General features: G+C 72.8%; 16 protein-coding genes. 8 read left to right on the forward strand and 8 right to left on the reverse strand.

All coding sequences use genetic code 11. The features are described 5' to 3' along the window. Positions 1 to 13: 13 nt before the first annotated feature. On the reverse strand, positions 14 to 1,150 hold the full coding sequence (locus ACIRF8_RS17115) for a PAS domain-containing protein (RefSeq protein ID WP_404215548.1): 1,137 nt from the start codon (positions 1,148 to 1,150) through the stop codon (positions 14 to 16). A 74-nt stretch (positions 1,151 to 1,224) separates the two neighbouring features. On the opposite strand from ACIRF8_RS17115, the gene ACIRF8_RS17120 reads away from it, so the two are divergent. The 3 genes from ACIRF8_RS17120 (at position 1,225) to ACIRF8_RS17130 (ending at position 4,554) form a co-directional block, all read left to right on the forward strand. Further along, entirely contained in the window at positions 1,225 to 1,950 is a 726-nt protein-coding gene (locus tag ACIRF8_RS17120; protein WP_404215550.1) for an ANTAR domain-containing response regulator, read from the forward strand. Between the two features lie 220 nt (positions 1,951 to 2,170). After that, positions 2,171 to 3,508 carry an aminotransferase class I/II-fold pyridoxal phosphate-dependent enzyme gene (locus tag ACIRF8_RS17125; protein ID WP_404215552.1) on the forward strand — a complete coding sequence of 446 codons (1,338 nt, stop codon included), beginning with the start codon at positions 2,171 to 2,173 and terminating at the stop codon, positions 3,506 to 3,508. After that, positions 3,505 to 4,554 (forward strand): MBL fold metallo-hydrolase, encoded by a 1,050-nt coding sequence (locus ACIRF8_RS17130; RefSeq protein WP_404215553.1) that lies wholly within the window; start codon positions 3,505 to 3,507, stop codon positions 4,552 to 4,554. Before ACIRF8_RS17125 ends, ACIRF8_RS17130 begins: the two co-directional genes overlap by 4 nt. Here ACIRF8_RS17130 and ACIRF8_RS17135 read toward each other — a convergent pair. After that, complete coding sequence (locus tag ACIRF8_RS17135; protein ID WP_404215555.1) at positions 4,534 to 5,163, reverse strand: DedA family protein; 630 nt, start codon at positions 5,161 to 5,163, stop codon at positions 4,534 to 4,536. The genes ACIRF8_RS17130 and ACIRF8_RS17135 overlap by 21 nt on opposite strands. Beyond that, complete coding sequence (locus ACIRF8_RS17140) at positions 5,163 to 5,936, reverse strand: MBL fold metallo-hydrolase (protein ID WP_404215557.1); 774 nt, start codon at positions 5,934 to 5,936, stop codon at positions 5,163 to 5,165. Before ACIRF8_RS17140 ends, ACIRF8_RS17135 begins: the two co-directional genes overlap by 1 nt. A 96-nt stretch (positions 5,937 to 6,032) precedes the next feature. On the opposite strand from ACIRF8_RS17140, the gene ACIRF8_RS17145 reads away from it, so the two are divergent. From ACIRF8_RS17145 to ACIRF8_RS17155, 3 genes are all read left to right on the forward strand, one after another. Further along, positions 6,033 to 6,455: a hypothetical protein gene (locus ACIRF8_RS17145; protein WP_404215559.1), complete on the forward strand. Its 423-nt coding sequence runs from the start codon at positions 6,033 to 6,035 to the stop codon at positions 6,453 to 6,455. Positions 6,456 to 6,562: 107 nt separating this feature from the next. Next, positions 6,563 to 8,686 (forward strand): phage holin family protein, encoded by a 2,124-nt coding sequence (locus tag ACIRF8_RS17150; protein ID WP_404215561.1) that lies wholly within the window; start codon positions 6,563 to 6,565, stop codon positions 8,684 to 8,686. Positions 8,687 to 8,774: 88 nt separating this feature from the next. Next, on the forward strand, positions 8,775 to 10,148 hold the full coding sequence (locus ACIRF8_RS17155) for an amino acid permease (RefSeq protein ID WP_404215563.1): 1,374 nt from the start codon (positions 8,775 to 8,777) through the stop codon (positions 10,146 to 10,148). Positions 10,149 to 10,164: 16 nt separating this feature from the next. On the opposite strand, the gene ACIRF8_RS17160 is transcribed toward ACIRF8_RS17155, so the two are convergent. Continuing rightward, positions 10,165 to 11,802 carry a DUF6345 domain-containing protein gene (locus ACIRF8_RS17160; protein ID WP_404215565.1) on the reverse strand — a complete coding sequence of 546 codons (1,638 nt, stop codon included), beginning with the start codon at positions 11,800 to 11,802 and terminating at the stop codon, positions 10,165 to 10,167. A 220-nt stretch (positions 11,803 to 12,022) separates the two neighbouring features. Here ACIRF8_RS17160 and ACIRF8_RS17165 point away from each other — a divergent pair, with 220 nt between their 5' ends. Next, positions 12,023 to 12,448, forward strand: coding sequence for an OsmC family protein (locus ACIRF8_RS17165; RefSeq protein WP_404215567.1), 426 nt, complete (start codon positions 12,023 to 12,025; stop codon positions 12,446 to 12,448). A 121-nt stretch (positions 12,449 to 12,569) separates the two neighbouring features. Continuing rightward, positions 12,570 to 14,420 (forward strand): molecular chaperone DnaK, encoded by a 1,851-nt coding sequence (gene dnaK / locus ACIRF8_RS17170; protein WP_404215569.1) that lies wholly within the window; start codon positions 12,570 to 12,572, stop codon positions 14,418 to 14,420. A 1-nt stretch (position 14,421) separates the two neighbouring features. On the opposite strand, the gene ACIRF8_RS17175 is transcribed toward dnaK, so the two are convergent. From ACIRF8_RS17175 to narH, 4 genes are read right to left on the reverse strand one after another with little or no spacing between them, the layout of a single operon-like run. Further along, positions 14,422 to 15,282 carry a helix-turn-helix domain-containing protein gene (locus tag ACIRF8_RS17175; protein WP_404215571.1) on the reverse strand — a complete coding sequence of 287 codons (861 nt, stop codon included), beginning with the start codon at positions 15,280 to 15,282 and terminating at the stop codon, positions 14,422 to 14,424. 39 nt (positions 15,283 to 15,321) lie between these two features. Further along, positions 15,322 to 16,044: a respiratory nitrate reductase subunit gamma gene (gene narI, locus ACIRF8_RS17180; RefSeq protein WP_404215573.1), complete on the reverse strand. Its 723-nt coding sequence runs from the start codon at positions 16,042 to 16,044 to the stop codon at positions 15,322 to 15,324. Next, positions 16,041 to 16,649, reverse strand: coding sequence for a nitrate reductase molybdenum cofactor assembly chaperone (gene narJ / locus ACIRF8_RS17185; RefSeq protein ID WP_404215575.1), 609 nt, complete (start codon positions 16,647 to 16,649; stop codon positions 16,041 to 16,043). Before narJ ends, narI begins: the two co-directional genes overlap by 4 nt. After that, positions 16,646 to 18,262 (reverse strand): nitrate reductase subunit beta, encoded by a 1,617-nt coding sequence (gene narH / locus ACIRF8_RS17190; protein WP_404215577.1) that lies wholly within the window; start codon positions 18,260 to 18,262, stop codon positions 16,646 to 16,648. Before narH ends, narJ begins: the two co-directional genes overlap by 4 nt.

The following is an 18,262-nucleotide window of genomic DNA, read 5'->3' on the forward strand; positions in this document are numbered from 1 at the left end:
GCGGCGGCGCCCCTCACCTGCGCATGGCGAGCGCGAGGTGACGGGAGATCACGTCCAGCGCCCTGGCCTCCGCCAGGGAGTACGCCGGGCGGCCCGCGGACCGGCACAGGGTGAGCACGCCCTGGACCGGTTCGCCCGGGGCCGGGACGAGCGGCACGCACAACAGGGACGTGACGTCCGCCCGCACCAGGACGGGGGCGCCGCACGCGTCCTCGCCGAGCGCGCCCGCGTCCTCCGGGCGGACCAGCAGCGCCGGTGAACCGCCGCGAGCGGCCTCGACGACGAGGGGGCTCGCGGCGGGGTCCTGCGCGGCGATGTCCCGGACCGCGTCGGCGTCGCCGCCGAGCACGGTCGTACGGACCGGCCGGGCGGCGCCCAGGTCCGCGATCACCCAGTCCGCGAACCGCCCGTGCAGCACCCGCGCGGCGCGGCGCAGTGCCTCGGCCGGATCCCCGGCGGGCGCCCCGATCAACTCCCGGGCCATCACGTCGACCAGATCCATCAGCGCCGTGTGGTGCGTCGTCTCGGCGAGGTCGGGCACGGGCACGGACCCGCCCGCGCGCGGCGGCGCGACCAGCGCCGTGTCCTCCTCGGGCCGCAGCAGGACCAGGACCGTGGTGTGGCGCTCACTGCCGGGGCGCAGACCCGTCAGCGTCGTACGGATCGCCGTCTGCGGACTCTGCTGGAGATGCAGCGTCAACCCCCGGTCGCCCTCGCCGCGCGCCACCGCCGCGACCTGCGACCGCAGAGCGGCCCGGTCGGCGTGGGCGAACAGGGCGGTCAGCGGGCGGCCCGTCGCGTACCCGGTGCGGACCCCGGTGAGCGTCGTCGCGGCGAAGTTCAGGCGTCGTACGACCGACTCGCGGTCGACGAGGGCCACCGGCAGCGGCAGCCGCTGGAAGACGGCGCGCAACAACTGCTGTTCCTGCCGGTCGGCCGCGGCCGACCGGCTGGGCCCCGCGCCCGGGTCGACGGCCCGCCGGTCCTCCTGGCGCGGCCACAGGTCCCGTACCGCGTGGTCGAGTTCGAAGAGCGCCGCGTCGAGCACGGCGGACAGTTCCTCGGCCGGGACGGACCGGGCGGCCTTCAGCTCGGCGACCCGGCGGGCGAAGTCCGCGAGTTCCTCACCGAACGCATCCATCTGCGGCATGCCGAGAACCTATCCTGCGCACCCGTTTTCCGGGGGCGGCCCGGGGAACCCGCTGAAGGAGGAGGCGTTGACCGATGCGACAGCCCCGACCTTCCGACGCGCGGGCGAGGACCGGCGAGCACGACACCGGTGCCACCCCTCCCAGCCGCCGCCTCTCCGTACTCGCCGAGGGCGCGGCCCACTGCATGCCCGACTGCTGCGGCGCCGTGGCCACCGCGTCCGGCGGCGGCGGCGACCGCACGTCCGCGGCGACCCACCCCGACCTCGCCGCCCTGGCCCTCGTGCAGCTCAGCTCCGGGGAGGGCCCCATCCCGACGGCCGAGGAGGCCGGGACCCCCGTGGACACCGCCGACCTGCTCAAGGACGGGCGGTGGCCGCGCTACCGGGCCCTGGCACTCGACTCCGGGGTGCGCTCCAGCGTCACCATGCCGTTCCGCAACGCCGGACTCACCGTCACCCTCAGCCTCTACAGCTTCCACGCCGACGCCCTGCGCGACGCCCCGCGCGGCCCGGTCAGCGCCCTCGGCGACCTGGCCGCCACGTGCCTGGCGCGGGACCGCTCCTACCAGGCGGCCCTGACCGAGCTGGACCAACTGGGCACGGCGCTGCGCACGCGACCCGTGGTCGACCAGGCGTGCGGCATCGTCATGCACGTGCTGGGCTGCGACCCCGGCGACGCGTTCGGCGTGCTGCGCCGCATCTCGCAGACCACGAACCGGAAGCTGGCCGACGTGGCCCATGCCGTCGTCGAGCGGCGCGGGCACGGTCTTGAGCGGGAGTTCGCCGCGCTGACCCCCTGACCACCGGCCCCCGCCGCCCCGCGCCGGCCCCGGTACGCCCCTCCTCACCCGTCCGGCGCAATGCCCGTACCAGGTCACACGTCTGTCGGGCCGTCCCCGCGGGTAGCCGCAGAGGTGCACACCCGGCACCCGCACGGCGCGCGCAGGTGCCCGCGGTGATGTGACGCTGGGAACAGCGCACCCGCGACGGCACGGCGACCACACTCGGCACGGAGGCAGCATGCGGCCATCGGACCCCACGGCCCGGGCATCCCGCGCGGACCCGGCCCACGAGGCGCGCGGACCCGCACCACAAGGCCGCGGCCCGGTGCGGTACGGACCACCGCTGCCCGAACCGGGACTGCCCGTCCTGCCCGAACTGGCGGGCGTCGTCGCCGGCGCCGCCGCACGCCCGTGCGCCGAGCCGCCCGGCGGACCGGCCGCGCTCCTCGAAGCCGCCCGCGGCTACTGGCACCGCCGCGGCCTGACCGACGACCGGGCCCGGATCGCCGCCGCCCCGGGCGGCGCCCCGCTGCTCCTCGCCCTGACGGCGGCGCTCGGCGGCGACGTCCTCGTACCGCGCCCCTGCTCCGCCTGGTGGGGGCCGCAGGCCCGCCTCCTGGGCCACGACGTGTTCCACGTGCCGACGCCCGCCGAGTGCGGCGGCGTCCCCGACCCCTACGCGCTCCTGGAGACCGTCCGGCGGGTCAGAGCCGAGGGCGGCGACCCCCGGCTGCTCGTCCTGTCCGTCGCCGACGATCCGACCGCGACCGTGCCACCGCCCGAGGTCCTGCACGAGACGGTGGAGGCCGCCGCGGGGGAGGGCCTGCACGTGGTCAGCGACGAGACCTGGCGCGACACGCTGCACCCGGGCAGCGACACGGTGCTGTTCAGCCCCGCCGAGATGTTCCCCGCCCAGGTCACGGTCGTCACCGACCTGACCGGCGGCTACCTGCCCCCGTCGCTGCCCGCGGCCTGCGCGCGCTTCCCGCGAACCGGGCACGGTGACCGCCTCGCCGACCGCGTCCTGGACTTCCTCACCGCGACCGGCGCCGTCCTCGCGGCGCCGGTCGCCGCCGCGGCGACGTACGTCCTGACCGAACCGGAGGCCGTCGCCGACCGGCGCACGGCCGCCGCCGCGCTGCACGCCCGGGTGGCCGGGGCCGCGTACCGCACCGTGCTCGCCGGTGGCGGCCTGGCCCTGCCCCCGCGGTCGGGCCGCCACCTCTACGTCGACCTCGACCCGCTGCGCCCGGCGCTCGCCGCCCGCGGGGTCACCGACGCCCAGGACCTGGAGGACCACCTCACCGAGCGCCTCGGCATGGCCGCCCCCGGCGGCCACCGGTTCGGCGACGACCCGGCGGCGCTGCGCGTCCGTCTGTCGACAGGCCCGCTGCTCGGATCGACCCAGGACGAGCGCAGGGCGTCTCTCCACGCGCCGGAGCCCCTGGAATTGCCGCATGTGGCGCGGTTGTTGACCAGGGTGGGGTCGGTCCTCGACGACCTCCGCGACGACGCGGGCCCGGTGAGGACCGACGGCAACGGACCGGCAGGCGAAGGATGGGAGTCCGAGCGATGACCCAGGCGTCCGAACCGACGACAGCGCGGCGAGCCGAGGCCCCGGCGTCCGGCAGACCCCCCGTCGAGCCGCGGCCGCTCGGCGGGGGAAGCACCACCGAAGCACCGCCGCGCCGCTGGCCGCGGTCCTTCGCCGACCGTCTGACCGCGCCCCTGCCGGGGCTGCGCGCCTTCGCCCGGTTCGCCCGCGAGAACGCGCTGCGCCCGCGCCCCGAGGGCCTGGTCGACATCCCGAACCTGCCGTTCGAACCCGGCCCGCTGCCCGAGGTCGACGCCCGCACGGCCGCCGTCACCTGGGCGGGCCACGCGAGCTGGGTCATCCGCATCGGCGGCCTGACCGTCCTCACCGACCCGGTGTGGTCCCGCAAGATCCTCGGCACCCCGGCCCGCATCACCCCGGTCGGCGTCGCCTGGAGCGCCCTGCCGCCCGTCGACGCCGTCGTCATCAGCCACAACCACTACGACCACCTGGACTGGCCCACCCTCCGCAGGCTGCCGCGCGCCACCCCGGTGTTCGTCCCGGCGGGTCTCGGCCGCTGGTTCACCCGGCGCGGCTTCACCCGCGTCACCGAGCTGGACTGGTGGGAGGCGGCCGAACTGGGCGGCGTCCGCTTCGACTTCGTCCCGGCGCACCACTGGTCGAAGCGCTCGCTCACCGACACCTGCCGCACCCTGTGGGGCGGCTGGGTCCTCACCGACGGCGACGGCCGGCGGATCTACTTCGCGGGCGACACCGGCTACGGCCGCTGGTTCGCGGAGATCGGCCGCCGCCACCCCGGCATCGACCTGGCGTTGCTGCCCATCGGCGCCTACGAGCCGCGCTGGTGGCTGCGCGACGTGCACTGCGACCCCGAGGACGCGGTGCGGGCCGCGCAGGACGTGGGCGCGCGCGCCATGGCGCCCATGCACTGGGCCACGTTCCTGCTGTCGGCGGAGCCCGTCATGGAGCCGCTCACCCGGCTGCGGGCCGCCTGGGAACGGGCGGGGCTGCCGCGCGCCGCGCTCTGGGACCTGCCGGTCGGCGGGTCACGCGTGCTGACTGCCTGACAGCCGCCGCACCCTGCGCCACAGCGTGGGGGCCGCGCTGACCACCACGGTCAGCGCGACGGCCGCGACGACGCCCTCCCACGGCTCCTTGAACAGGGAGCCGCCGAGGATCCCGATGATCTGGTACGTCACCGCCCACGCGAGGCACGCCGGGATGTCCCCGCGGGCGAAGCGGCGCAGCGGCATCTTCGCCATCAGGCACGCCAGCATCACCGGTATCCGCCCGGCGGGCACAAGACGCGACAGCACGAGGACCATCACGCCGTGGTCGGCGAGCTTCTCCTGCGCCTGCTCCAGACGCTCCTGAGGGGCCCGGGAGCGCAGCGCCTCCAGCCACCGCGAACCGTGCTCCGACCGCATGCCGCGCCGCCCGAGCCAGTACAGGGCGATGTCCCCGAGGAACGCGGCGAGCGAGGCCACTCCGAACAGGAGCAGCAGCGAGAACGGCGCCGTCCGGTGGAAGGCGACGACGGCCGCGGAGCTGACGAGCGCGCCCGTCGGGATCACCGGGACCAGCGCGCCGACCGCGACGAGGAGGAACAACGTCGGGTAGCCGGCGGCCTGTTGGGTCGACTCGGTCGGCACCACCTGCGCGAGGGCGTCGAACATCAGCGGGCCACCTTCGGCCGGACTCTCTCCCCGTGGGCGAGACAGTGCACCGCCACGTCGGGGGCGCGCAGCGCGGCCTGCCGGACGAACTCCTCGCCCGGCGTGTGGAACTCGTGCGGGCGCACCGCGTCCATCCCGATCGGCCAGTACGTGCCGTAGTGCACGGGCACCGCGCTGCGCGGCGCGATCCTGACCAGTGCCTCGGCGGCCCGCGCCGCGTCGAGGTGGTGCGGCCCGAGGTGCGGTCCCCAGCCACCGACCGGCAGCAGCGCGACATCCACCTCGCCGACGGCCTCGGCCATGCCGTCGAACAGCCCGGTGTCACCGGCGAAGTACGTACGGGCCTCGCCGCCGACCACGTAGCCGAGCGCGGGGGAGCGCTGCGGGCCCACCGGCAGCCGTCGCCCGTCGTGCGCCGCGTGCACGGCCCTGACGGTGACGTTCCCGGTCTCGACGACGTCCCCGGGCTCGACCTCGGTGATCTCCAGGCTCCGCAGACGGCGCAGTCGCGGCACGGAGCGGGCGGCGCCGCGCGGCACCAGCACCCGGGTGCCGGGCGCGAGCCCGGCCAGCGACGGCAGGTGCAGATGGTCGGCGTGCAGATGGGAGACGAGGACCACGTCGGCGCGGGCGGCGCTGGGCGGCGGCGGGGCGCCGCGGCGGCGCCGCAGGTGCGCCAGGCGCCGCGCGAAGAGCGGATCGGTGAGGACTCTGGTGCCCGAGTCCTCGATCGTGCAGGTGGCATGCCCCCACCAGGTGATCTCCACCGGCACCCGTTGCCCTCCTTACGTGCGACTGCCTTGAGCGTACGTGCAGGGGTAGGGTCGTCGCCGAGAGGGTGAGGTGGGGCGAAGGTGAGAGGGGACACCATGGGCGCACCGGACGGGGACGCCGCCGTGCGGGTCGCGGCGATCGCCAGCCTGACGCCGCTGGAGGAACTGGACGCGGACCCCTTCCTCGTGGACTCCCGCAGCCAGCACCAGATGTGCGCCCGCTGGGCCGCCGAGCGCGGCTACGTGATCACCCGGGAACTGCTCGTGCACGGCGTACGCCCCGACCACGAGGTGCTGTGGGGGGACGTCGACGCGGGCCTGGTCGATGTCTTCGTCGCCCCTTGCGACCGTGTCCTGCGCGCGGCGCTCCGCTCGGTGGACGCGTTCTCCGCGGAGTGCGCGCGGCGCGGGGTCCGCCTGGAGACGGCGGGTCTCGCGGAACCGTCGTACGACACGGAGATGAAGGCGCGCGTCCACCGCCGCCTGTCGATGCCGACGGCCGGCTACGACGGCTGCTGACCGCGGCGGAGTGCCCGGGACGCGGCGCCGGACCCCTCATCAGCACCGTGTGAAACCCTGACCCCCGACAGTCGACGAGGCAGCGCGGGGACGAGGGGAGCCGGAAAGTGGCCGGAAGACGGTGGCGGCGGGCGGCGAGCACCGCGTGGCGCTCGCTCACGGTCTGGGCGGCGAGCACCCTGACGATGCTGGTCCTGGCCGGTCTCCTGCCCGACTTCCAGCTCCAGTCCGCCACCGGCGACAGCGCCACCCGCGTCGCCACCACCGCGGCCCTCGGCGCGGGCGCCTTCGGCCTCCTGTCCGCGCTGTTCTGGCCGCTCCTGGTGCGCGCGCTCCTCCTCGTCCCCGCGCTCGTCCTCGGCCTCGTCGTCTTCTTCCTGAACGGCGCCCTGTTCCTGTTCGCCCTGCACCTCGTCCCCGACGGCCGCGGTGAGGCCGGTCCGGAGACCGCGGTCGTCGTCGCCGCCGTGATGTCGGCCGTGGCGTCGGCGACGGGCGGCGCCCTCGCCGTCCGGGACGACGACGCCTACCGGCGGCGCCTGTACCGGCTCGCCGACCGAAGACGCCGCAGGGCCGTGGAGGAGGTGACGGCCGACGTGGGGCCGCCCGCCCCCGGCACGGTCTTCCTCCAGCTCGACGGCGTCGGCCACGAGATCCTGCTGCGCGCCGCCCGCGACGACGTCATGCCCACCGTCGGCGCCTGGTTGCGCGACGGACGCCACCGGCTCACGCCCTGGCGCACCGACTGGTCGAGCCAGACCGGCGCCAGCCAGCTCGGCATCCTGCACGGCTCCAACCACGACGTCCCCGCCTTCCGCTGGTACGAGAAGGACACCGGCGAGATCCAGGTCTCCAACCGGCCCACCAGCGCCGCCGAACTCCAGCGCCGCGCCGTCGAGCACACCGGCGACGGCGGCCTGCTCACCTTCGACGGCGCGAGCCGCGGCAACCTCTTCAGCGGCGGCGCCGAACAGGTCGCCCTCGTCCTGTCCGTGGCCGCCCGGCGCGGCAGGGAGAACCGCTCCAGGGCCGGTTACTTCGCCTACTTCTGCGACCCGGCGAACGCGGTCCGCACCGCTCTGTCCTTCTGCGCCGAGGTCGGCCGCGAGATCGGCCAGTCCACCCGGGCCCGGCTGCGCAAGCAGCGACCGCGGATCGGCCGCGGCGGCCTCTACCCGTTCATCCGCGCCTTCGCGACCGTCGTCGAGCGGGACGTCGTCGTCGCCGCCGTCATCGGCGACCTGCTGGCCGGGCGCAGCGCCGTCTACGCCGACCTCGTCGCCTACGACGAGGTGGCCCACCACTCGGGCCCGTTCAGCCGCGACGCCCAGAAGGTCCTCGCCCGGCTCGACCGCTCGCTCGCGCTGATCGAGAAGGTCGTCGAGCACGCCCCGCGCCCCTACCACGTCGTCGTCCTGTCCGACCACGGCCAGAGCCCGGGCGAGACCTTCCACGCCCGCTACGGACTGACCCTCCAGGACCTCGTCCGGGCCGGCTGCGGGCTGCCCGTGCCGCGCAAGGCGCGGCGCACCCACAGCGGCGCCGAGGCCCGCTCCACCGTCCGGGCCGCGCTGCGCCGCCCCGTCGAGGAGTCCGCGGAGGCCACCCGCAAGGGCAGGCACCACGAACCGGTCGTGCTGGCCTCCGGCAACCTCGGCCTCGTCTCCTTCCCCGACGTGGACCACCGGATGAGCAAGGAGGAGATCGACGCCCGCCACCCGGCCCTGCTGCCGACCCTCGCCAACCATCCCGGCGTCGGCTTCCTCCTCGTACGCAGCGAGGAGCACGGGGCCGTCGTCCTCGGGGCGCGGGGCGCGGAGGTACCGATCGACGACCTGGCCGACGGACAGGGACCGCTCGCCGACTTCGGACCGGGGGCCGCCGCGGCCGTGCGCCGCACCGACTCCTTCCCGCACACCGCCGACATCATGGTCAACTCCTGGTACGACCCGGTGGACGGCGAGGTCCTCGCCTTCGAGGAGCAGATCGGCTCGCACGGCGGGCTCGGCGGCGCGCAGGGCCGCCCGTTCCTCCTCTCGCCCGTCGACCTGTCCGAGCCCGTCCCGGCCGGCGGTGAACTCGTCGGCGCGGAGCAGGTCCACCACGTGCTGCGCCGCTGGCTGCGCGAGAGCCACGGCCCGCAGATACCGCTGGAGAATTCCCTCCCGAAGACCCCCGACGTCGCAGCATTTGTGGCCGTGCCCCCACCGGCGCAGGACAAATCAGCCTGATTTGGAGCGAGCCGCCCCGTCGTCCGACCATGGAGCGCCGCCCGGCGATCCCGTGCGGCGCCCGCACGACCGAGAGGCGCACCACCCCATGCACGACACCGGGCCCGCGGTACACACGGCTCCGGCCAGGGACGACGACCAGGACAGCCGGCACGCCCGCAGATTCGGACTCCCCATCGCCACCGCCCTCGTCATGGGCAACATCATCGGCGGCGGCATCTTCCTGCTCCCCGCCTCCGTGGCCCCGTACGGCACGATCAGCCTCGTCGCCTTCGGCGTCCTCACCGTCGGCGCCATCGCGCTCGCCCTCGTCTTCGGCCGCCTCGCGCACCGGCACCCGCGGACCGGCGGCCCCTACGTCTACGCCCGTGAGGCCTTCGGTGACTTCGCCGGGTTCCTGGCGGCCTGGTCGTACTGGATCACCACCTGGGTCTCCAACGCGGCGCTTGCCGTCGCCGCCGTCGGCTACCTCGACGTCCTGCTGCCGATCCGCGGCTCGACGTTCTGGACGATCGTCGCCGCCCTGGCCTGCCAGTGGCTGCCCGCGCTCGCCAACCTCGCCGGCACCCGCTGGGTCGGCGCGGTCCAACTGGTCTCCACCGTCCTGAAGTTCGCGCCGCTGCTGCTCGTCGCCGTCGGCGGCCTGTTCTTCTTCGACGCGGACAACGCGGGCCCCTTCCGCGCCACCAGCGACTCCGCGCTCGGCGCCGTCTCCGCGTCCGCCGCGATCCTCCTCTTCAGCTACCTGGGCGTCGAGTCGGCGTCCGTGAGCGCGGGCGAGGTCCGCGACCCGCAGCGCAACGTCGGCCGCGCCACCGTCCTCGGCACCGGGCTCGCCGCGCTCCTCTATCTGCTGGGCACCGTCTCGGTGTTCGGCACGGTCCCGCACGACCGACTCGTGGACTCCACGGCCCCGTTCTCCGACGCCGTCGACGCGATGTTCGGCGGCACCTGGGGCGGCACCGCCGTCGCCGTCGCCGCGCTCGTCTCCATGGTCGGCGCGCTCAACGGCTGGACGCTGCTCAGCGCCCAGACCCCGTACGCCGCCGCACGCGACGGCCTGTTCCCCCCGGCGTTCGGGAAGAGGCGGCGCGGCGTCCCGACGGTCGGCGTGCTCGTGGCCGTCGCCCTCGCCTCGCTCCTGACGGTCTACAACTACACCGCGGGATCGAGCGGGGTCTTCGAGACGCTCGTGCTCGTCACGACCTTCACCGCGACCGTCCCGTACCTGCTGGCCACCGCCGCGCAGATCTACTTCCTCCTGTCCGGGCAGGGCCACCGGGTACGGCGCTCACGGCTGGCCCGCGACATGGTCCTCGCCGTCGCCGCGTTCGGGTTCTCCATGTGGCTGGTCGGCGGCGCGGGCTACGCGGCCGTCTACCAGGGCGTGCTCTTCCTCTTCGTCGGCGTCCTCGTCTACGCGTGGATGGCGGCCCGCAAGAAGCGGACCGCCACCCACTGAACCCGACCCCCGCCGGTCACCTGGCGAGCGGAGCGACCACCCAGCGCAGCTTCTTGTACATGCTGTCCCGCGAGCCGATCTCGATCAGCTTGCGGGCGGCCGGGTAGGCCTCGTTGCCCTCGATCTCGTAACCGACCTCCAGGGTGCCCGGGACGTCCCTGATCTCCATGCGTGCCTCGATGTCGGCCGCGGAGTGCTCACTGTCCGACGCCATCGCCGTCAGATGCGCGATGCGACGCCGCTGCGCCTCGTCCAGGGCCTGGCGCGGGTCGCGCGCGCCGGGCGACGGCGCGGCCTGCGTGCCCTGGCCGGACGGCGGCGTGACCGCTGAACTCGGCGTGCGGGTCTCACCGGTGGGCCGCCGGGTCGACACCGTCGCCTGGACCACGGTGCCGTCGTTGTCGAGCGCCACGCGGAACTCGCCGCGCCCCGGAGTGATGACCGGCACGCCGCCGAACGCCTGCCGGAACGTGACGTGCGTCTCCAGCGACACCGGCTCACCGATCCGCGAGCCGTCCTTCTGGCCGCTGTTCTGCATCAGGTCGTGCACGCCGTCGACGACCAGCTCGGCGCCGCCCGTCACGTCACCGTGCTGCTCGACGAACCGCCGGGCCAGCTCGACCGCGCGGTCCGTCGGCAGTTGCCGCGTGTTGCGGTGGTTGGCCTCGGCCAGCCGCACCCAGCGCACGGCCCCCGGCGCCGTCGAGATGTAGCGGTCGCCGGAGTTCGCGCTCAGCACGCCCTGCCGCTCGACCTGGACCTCCTGGAGCGCCGCCTGCGGGAAGTGCGCGAGCTGTCCGAGCCCGGTCAGCTCCCGGCTCGGGTCGCGCGGCGCGAGCTGCACGGTCTGCGGCTGCGACGGTGCCTGCGTCAGCGGATCGCGCAGGCCCTCGCGGGCGTAGTACCAGCGCCACGCGTACCAGGCGTCGGAGACGTGCTCGCGGTAGAAGTTCCGCTCGGCGTTCAGGCGGTTGGTGGCCTCGGCCTGCGTCGCGCCGGTGGCCGCGACGGACGGCGCCTGGCCGTGGTAGATGTCCCAGCTCGCGTTGAGCCACGCGTCGCAGTACGTCTGGCCGGCCCGCCACTTTTCCCAGAACTTCTTGCCGTAGTCGCCGCTGTCGATGCTCGTCGTCTCGAACCCGAAGATCATCCGGGAGCCCAGGTTGGGCCCCGCCCATGTACGGACGGGGGAGTGCCCGTCGAGGACGCGCAGCGAACTGCACGTCGACCAGAACACGTAGTTGGCCCGCTCGTTGCCGAACGCCATCCGGTTGGAGACCGCGTCCGAGCGGTTGTCCCACGCGGCGCCCAGCGGCGCGAAGAACACGCCGTTGCCGTCCATGCCGCCGTGGCCCGAGTGGTACACGGCGACGACGGCGTCCATGCCGTACCGGTCCTGCCAGTTGTCGTACGTCTCCTCGTAGGCCCACACCTGGGCGCCCGCGTCCGCGAACCAGAAGTTGCGGTCGTAGAACTGCTGGAGGTACGCGAGCCAGCCGGTGGCGTCCTCGTGGGTGTGCGAGAGCGGGTTCTGGTTGACGAACTTCTGGATGCTGAACGCGCCCCACCAACCGAACGTCGAGTCACGGTCGGCCGCGCCGGGCTTCCCGGTCTCCAGTGGTGACGGACCGCGGTCCGAATAGATCATGCGCATGGAACGAACCCCCTGTGAAACCCCGTGCGGACCCCCGTGATGGAGGCCTCAAAGTGTCACCGCGGTGCCGTCTTGCCCAGCGCGCATTCCGGCCATGGTGCTCACGATCCGTGATGGCCGCCCGGTCCTGCGGGTGCGCGGGAGTCACATGTGGTCGGATGGTGTTCGAAGACCATCGGAAACGGCCCCGTCGCACGGGGCCGCACGGAAGGGAACCATCGTGGCAACCACGCGCTCCGCACACACCGTGTGGGAAGGCAACCTGTTCGAGGGCAACGGCGTCGTCACCTTCGACTCCTCGGGCATCGGCGAGCAGCCGGTGTCGTGGCCCTCGCGCGCCGAGCAGGCCAACGGCAAGACCAGCCCCGAGGAACTGATCGCGGCGGCGCACTCGTCCTGCTTCTCCATGGCGCTCTCCAACGGCCTGACCGGCGCGGGGACCCCGCCCACCAAGCTGGTGACCTCCGCGGACGTCACGTTCCAGCCCGGCACGGGCATCACCGGCATCCACCTCACCGTCGAGGGCACCGTCGACGGCCTCGACGAGCAGGGCTTCATCGCCGCCGCCGAGGACGCCAAGAAGAACTGCCCGGTCAGCCAGGCGCTCACGGGGACGACGATCACCCTCACGGCCAAGCTGGCCTGACCGTACGCGCCCTCTCCCTTGACGTGGGCCCGCCCGAGATCTGTGCTGGATACCCGGACCACCCGGTGTCCGCCGCGATCCGAGCGGGCCCACTTCCCGGCGATGTGAGAGGGGACGCGACATGGCGCGTGCGGTCGGGATCGACCTCGGTACGACGAACTCGGTGGTGGCTGTGCTGGAGGGCGGTGAGCCCACCGTCGTGGCCAACGCGGAGGGCGCGCGCACCACCCCCTCCGTGGTCGCCTTCGCCAGGACGGCGAACGCCGAGGTCCTGGTCGGTGAGGTCGCCAAACGGCAGGCCGTCACCAACGTGGAGCGCACCGCGCGCTCCGTCAAACGCCATATGGGCGACGGCGGTTGGTACTTCCCGCCGAGCGGTGACATCGACGGCGCCCGCTACAGCGCCCAGGAACTCGCCGCCCGTGTCCTGCAGAAGCTCAAGCGCGACGCCGAGGCGTACCTCGGCGAGGACGTCACCGACGCCGTCGTCACCGTGCCCGCGTACTTCGACGACGCGCAGCGCCAGGCCACCAAGGAGGCCGGTGAGATCGCGGGTCTGAGGGTGCTGCGCATCATCAACGAGCCGACGGCCGCCGCCCTCGCGTACGGCCTCGACAAGGGCGACGAACAGACGGTCCTCGTCTTCGACCTGGGCGGCGGCACGTTCGACGTCTCGCTCCTGGAGATGGGCGACGGCGTCATCGAGGTCAAGGCCACCAACGGCGACACGCAACTGGGCGGCGACGACTGGGACCAGCGCGTCGTCGACCACCTCGTCAAGCGGTTCAGGAACGGGCACGGCATCGACCTCGGCGCCGACAAGATGGCCGTGCAGCGGCTGCGCGAGGCCGCCGAGAAGGCGAAGATCGAGCTGTCGTCCTCCAGTGAGACGACGGTGAACCTGCCGTACATCACGGCCTCGGCGCAGGGCCCGCTGCACCTGGACGAGAAGCTGACGCGCGCGCAGTTCCAGGAGCTGACGGGCGACCTGCTCGACCGGTGCAGGAAGCCGTTCCACCAGGCCGTGAAGGACGCGGGCGTGGAGCTGTCGGCCGTCGACCACGTCATCCTCGTCGGCGGCTCGACCCGGATGCCCGCCGTCTCCGACCTGGTGCGGGAGCTGACCGGCAAGGACCCGCACAAGGGCGTCAACCCGGACGAGGTCGTCGCCATGGGCGCGGCCCTCCAGGCCGGTGTCATCCGCGGCGACGTCAAGGACGTCCTGCTGCTCGACGTGACGCCGCTGTCCCTCGGCATCGAGACCAAGGGCGGCGTCATGACGAAGCTGATCGAGCGCAACACGACGATCCCCACGCGGCGTTCGGAGATCTTCACCACCGCCACCGACAACCAGCCGTCCGTCGGCATCCAGGTCTTCCAGGGCGAGCGGGACATCGCCGCCTTCAACAAGAAGCTCGGCGTCTTCGACCTGACGGGTCTGCCGCCCGCGCCGCGCGGCGTCCCGCAGATCGAGGTCACGTTCGACATCGACGCCGACGGGATCATGCACGTCTCGGCGAAGGACCTCGCCACGGGACGTGAGCAGAAGATGACGGTGACCGGCGGCTCGGCGCTGCCGAAGGAGGAGATCGACCGCATGATGCGGGAGGCCGAGGCGCACGCCGAGGAGGACCGCGAACGCCGGGAGGCCGCCGAGGTGCGCAACGAGGCCGAGCAGCTCGTGTACCGCACGGAGCGGTTCGTCCAGGAGAACGAGGAGCGCGTCCCGCACGAGATCCGCTCCGAAGTGGAGGCGGCAGTGCAGGAGTTGAAGACCGACCTGGCCGCCGACCCGCCGGACACGCACGCCCTGCGCGAAGGGCTCCGGAAACTGGCCACCGTCAGCCAGAAGGTGGGCCAGGCCATGTACCAGGACGCGAACAGCGCGGGGAAGGCCGCCCAGGAGCCCCGGGAGGACGTGGTGGAAGCCGAGATCGTCGACGACGAGAACGAGAAGGGGACGGCCTCCTAGCTCACAGGCGTGCGCGCCACTTCCGCAGGAGCTCCATGGTCCGCTCCGCGCCCGCCGCCTGCGCCACGAGATGGTCGAGGACCTCCAGGTGCATGCCGACCTCGTCGCGCGAGTCGAGGTACAGCGCCCCGGTGACGTACTCGCTGTACACCATGTCCGGCAACTCCCGCACCGGGAAGCGGAACAGGGTGAACGGGCCGAACGTGCCGGGGTGCGGCCCGCTCGCGAACTCCGCTATCTGCAAAGTCACATGGGGGAGCGCGGCCACTTCGATGAGGCGGTCGAGCTGGCCGCGCAGCACCGCGGCCCCGCCGGGCGGCCGGTGCAGCACCGTCTCGTCCATGACGACCCACAGGTGCGGCGCGTCCTCCCGGGTCAGCAGGGACTGGCGGGCCAGCCGCAGCGACACGTGCCGGTCTATGTCGTCCGGCTTGGAGCGGCCCACGGTGCCGGCGTCGAAGACCGCCCGCGCGTACTCCTCGGTCTGGAGGAGGCCCGGCACGAAGTGCGGTTCGTAGGCGCGGATCATCTCGGCCGCGCCCTCCAGGCTCACGTACAGGCTGAACCAGTCCGGCAGCACGTCGTGGTACCGCTGCCACCAGCCGGGCAGGTTCGCCTCCTCGGCGAGCGCGACGAACGCCTCGATCTCCCGCTCGGGAACCGCGTACAGCTCCAGGAGCATCTGGACGTACGGGATCTTGAGGGCGACCTCGGCCGTCTCCATCCTGCGGATCGTCGCCCCGGTCACGCGCAGGGCGCGGGCGGCCTCGTCCCGCTTGAGCCCCGCGGCCTCCCGCAGATCACGCAGGCGTCGGCCGAGAACGACCTGGCCCACCGTGGGAGCGGGCCGTCTTTCACTCACGTCACGTCTCCCCACGTGCCGGACCGCGACGAGCGGCGGCTAGGAGCCGGTGCGCTCCCACCCCCGTCGCTCCGGCCGCGAGGCCAACTGCCGCGGATCGCGGCTGCGATAGACCACGTACGGACGGAACAGGTACTGCACCGGCGCGCTGAACATATGCACGAGCCGGGTGAACGGTACCAGCGCGATGAGTGACATGCCCACTACCGCATGGATCTGATAGAGGACGGGCACCCCGTCCATCCGCCAGGTGTCGGGGCTGAGCGTGAACAGGCTGCGGGACCAGGGACCGATGGTCTCCCGGTAGTTGTAGCCGTCGCCCGAGGAGTGCGCCAGCTTGGCGACCATGCCGAGCACCAGGGAGCCGAGCAGCACCACGTACATGAGCTTGTCGTTGCGGGTGGTCGCGCGGAAGACGGGCGCCTTCGTGCGGCGCCGGTACACCAGGAGGAAGATGCCGCAGACGGCCAGGACACCGGCGAGCGTGCCGCCGTACAGCGAGAACAGATGGTAGGTGTGCTCGCTGACGTGTGCCTCGTCCGTCCACGACATCGGGACGAACAGCCCGATGAGATGTCCGACGAGGACGAACAGGATGCCGTAGTGGAAGACGGGCGAGGCGATGTTCAGCAGCTTCGACTCGTAGATCTGCGAGGAGCGCGTCGTCCAGCCGAACTTGTCGTAGCGGAACCGCCAGATCGTGCCCGCCACCAGCAGGACGAAGGCGACATAGGGCAGGATGCCCCAGATCAGCGTGGTCACGGGGTCGGCTCCTTCACGAACAGCGGCAAGGGGTCACGGCCCCCGAGGTCACCGAACGGCTCCAGGCCGACCTCCTCGCGCGGCGGACCCGAGCGGGCCAGCGCCAGCGCCTCGGCCCGGTCCTTGGGGGAGGGGCCCGGCAACGAGGCGCAGACGGCGTCGAGCACGCGCGCGTACGGCGTGCCGTGCTCGGTGAGGGCCAGGCGCAGCAGTTCGAGACCGCTGCGGTGCTCGGTCAGGAGGAACGGACCCGCCTGCGCCGAGAACTCCAGGACCGCGGGGAGGAAGTCGGGGAGCTCCTCGCCGGTGAACTCCAGGCCGTGCTCCCGGTAGACCTCCTTCATGCGGACCAGCGACATGCCGCGCCGCCGGGTGTCGCCGTCGCGCCACCACGTCAGGTACAGGCTGTGCCGGTTCTTGAAGTCGAAGACCTGGACGTAGTGCGCCGCGAGCTCCGACAGGGGCGTGGCCTCGGCGTGGTCGACGAAGGAGGCCAGTCGCGGCGCGGCGGCCCGCACCAGCGGCAGCCGCTCGTACAGGTCCTCGTCGGGGTAGGTGAGGCAGAGCGCCGCCGCCTGGTGCAGAAGGGCTGAGGGGCCGTTCACGGGCTCTCCTTCGGGTCGTCGGCGGTCTGCCGGCGCTTGGTGAGGTGGAAGTTCTCGAAGGAGACGACGGGCAGCAGCTTGCGCCCGCCCGCCATGGTGTTCCCGGAGTCGCCGCCGAAGGGGCCGTCGCCGCCCATGCCGGGCCCGTCGGCGTGGTCGAGGCTGCACGAGTCCGGGATCGCCGTCTCCTCCAGGCGCTTCGCGTCACCGACCGCCGCCGTCGGGATCACGTAGCGGTCCTCGTACTTGGCGATGGCGAGCAGCCGGTACATCTCCTCGATCTCGGTGGCCGTCATGCCGACCGACTCGGCGATCGAACCGTCGGGCGCGTCACCGAGGTTGATGGCCCGCATGTGCGAGCGCATCGCCGCGAGTTTTTCGAGTGACGCGCGGACGGGTCCCACGTCACCGGCCGTGAAGAGCTCCGCCAGGTACTCGAGGGGGATGCGCAGTGTGTCGATCGCGCCGAACAGGTTGGCGTGGTCCTCGCCGTCGTGGCCGGTCTCGTTGAGCGCGTCGACCACGGGGGAGAGCGGCGGGATGTACCAGACCATCGGCATCGTCCGGTACTCCGGGTGCAGCGGCAGCGCCACCTTGTACTTACTGATCAGCGCGTGGACCGGGGAGCGGCGGGCCGCCTCCATCCAGTCGTACGGGATGTCGGCCTCCTCCGCGGCCCGCTGCACCGCGGGGTCATGAGGATCGAGGAACACCCCCAACTGGGCCTCGTACAGGGCCGTGTCGTCCGTCGTCCGCGCCGCCGCCGTCACCTTGTCGGCGTCGTAGAGGATCACCCCGAGGTAGCGCAGGCGCCCCACACACGTCTCCGAGCAGACCGTCGGCAGGCCCACCTCGATCCGCGGATAGCACATCGTGCACTTCTCGGCCTTGCCGGTGCGGTGGTTGAAGTAGACCTTCTTGTACGGGCATCCCGTCACGCACATCCGCCAGCCGCGGCACTGGTCCTGGTCGACCAGGACGATGCCGTCCTCCGCGCGCTTGTACATCGCGCCGGACGGGCAGGACGCCACGCAGGACGGGTTCAGGCAGTGCTCGCAGATGCGCGGCAGATAGAACATGAAGGTCTGCTCGAACGCGAACTTCACCTTGTCCGCGGCCTGTTGCCGGGTCTTCTCCACCATCGGGTCGAGGTCGCCGTACTGCGTGGCGCCACCGAGGTTGTCGTCCCAGTTCGACGACCACTCGATCTTCATCGGCTTGCCGGTGATCTGCGAGCGGGGCTCCGCCACCGGGTAGTCGTCGCCGAGCGGCGCCTCGGTCAGGTTCTTGTAGTCGTACGTCCAGGGCTCGTAGTAGTCCTTCATCTCCGGCAGCTTGGGGTTGGAGAAGATGCCCGCGAGCTTCTTGAAGCGGCCCCCGTTCCTCAGCTTCAGGGCGCCCCTCTTGTTCAGCTCCCAGCCGCCGCGCCACTTCTCCTGGTCCTCGTAGCGGCGCGGATAGCCCTGCCCGGGGCGGGTCTCGACGTTGTTGAACCAGACGTACTCCATGCCGCCCCGGTTGGTCCACGCCTGCTTGCAGGTGACCGAGCACGTGTGGCAGCCGATGCACTTGTCCAGGTTCATGACCATCGCGATCTGAGCCATGATGCGCAT

The sequence above is a fragment of the Streptomyces sp. NPDC102406 genome (assembly GCF_044765725.1).
In the GTDB taxonomy this organism is placed as follows: Bacteria; Actinomycetota; Actinomycetes; order Streptomycetales; family Streptomycetaceae; genus Streptomyces.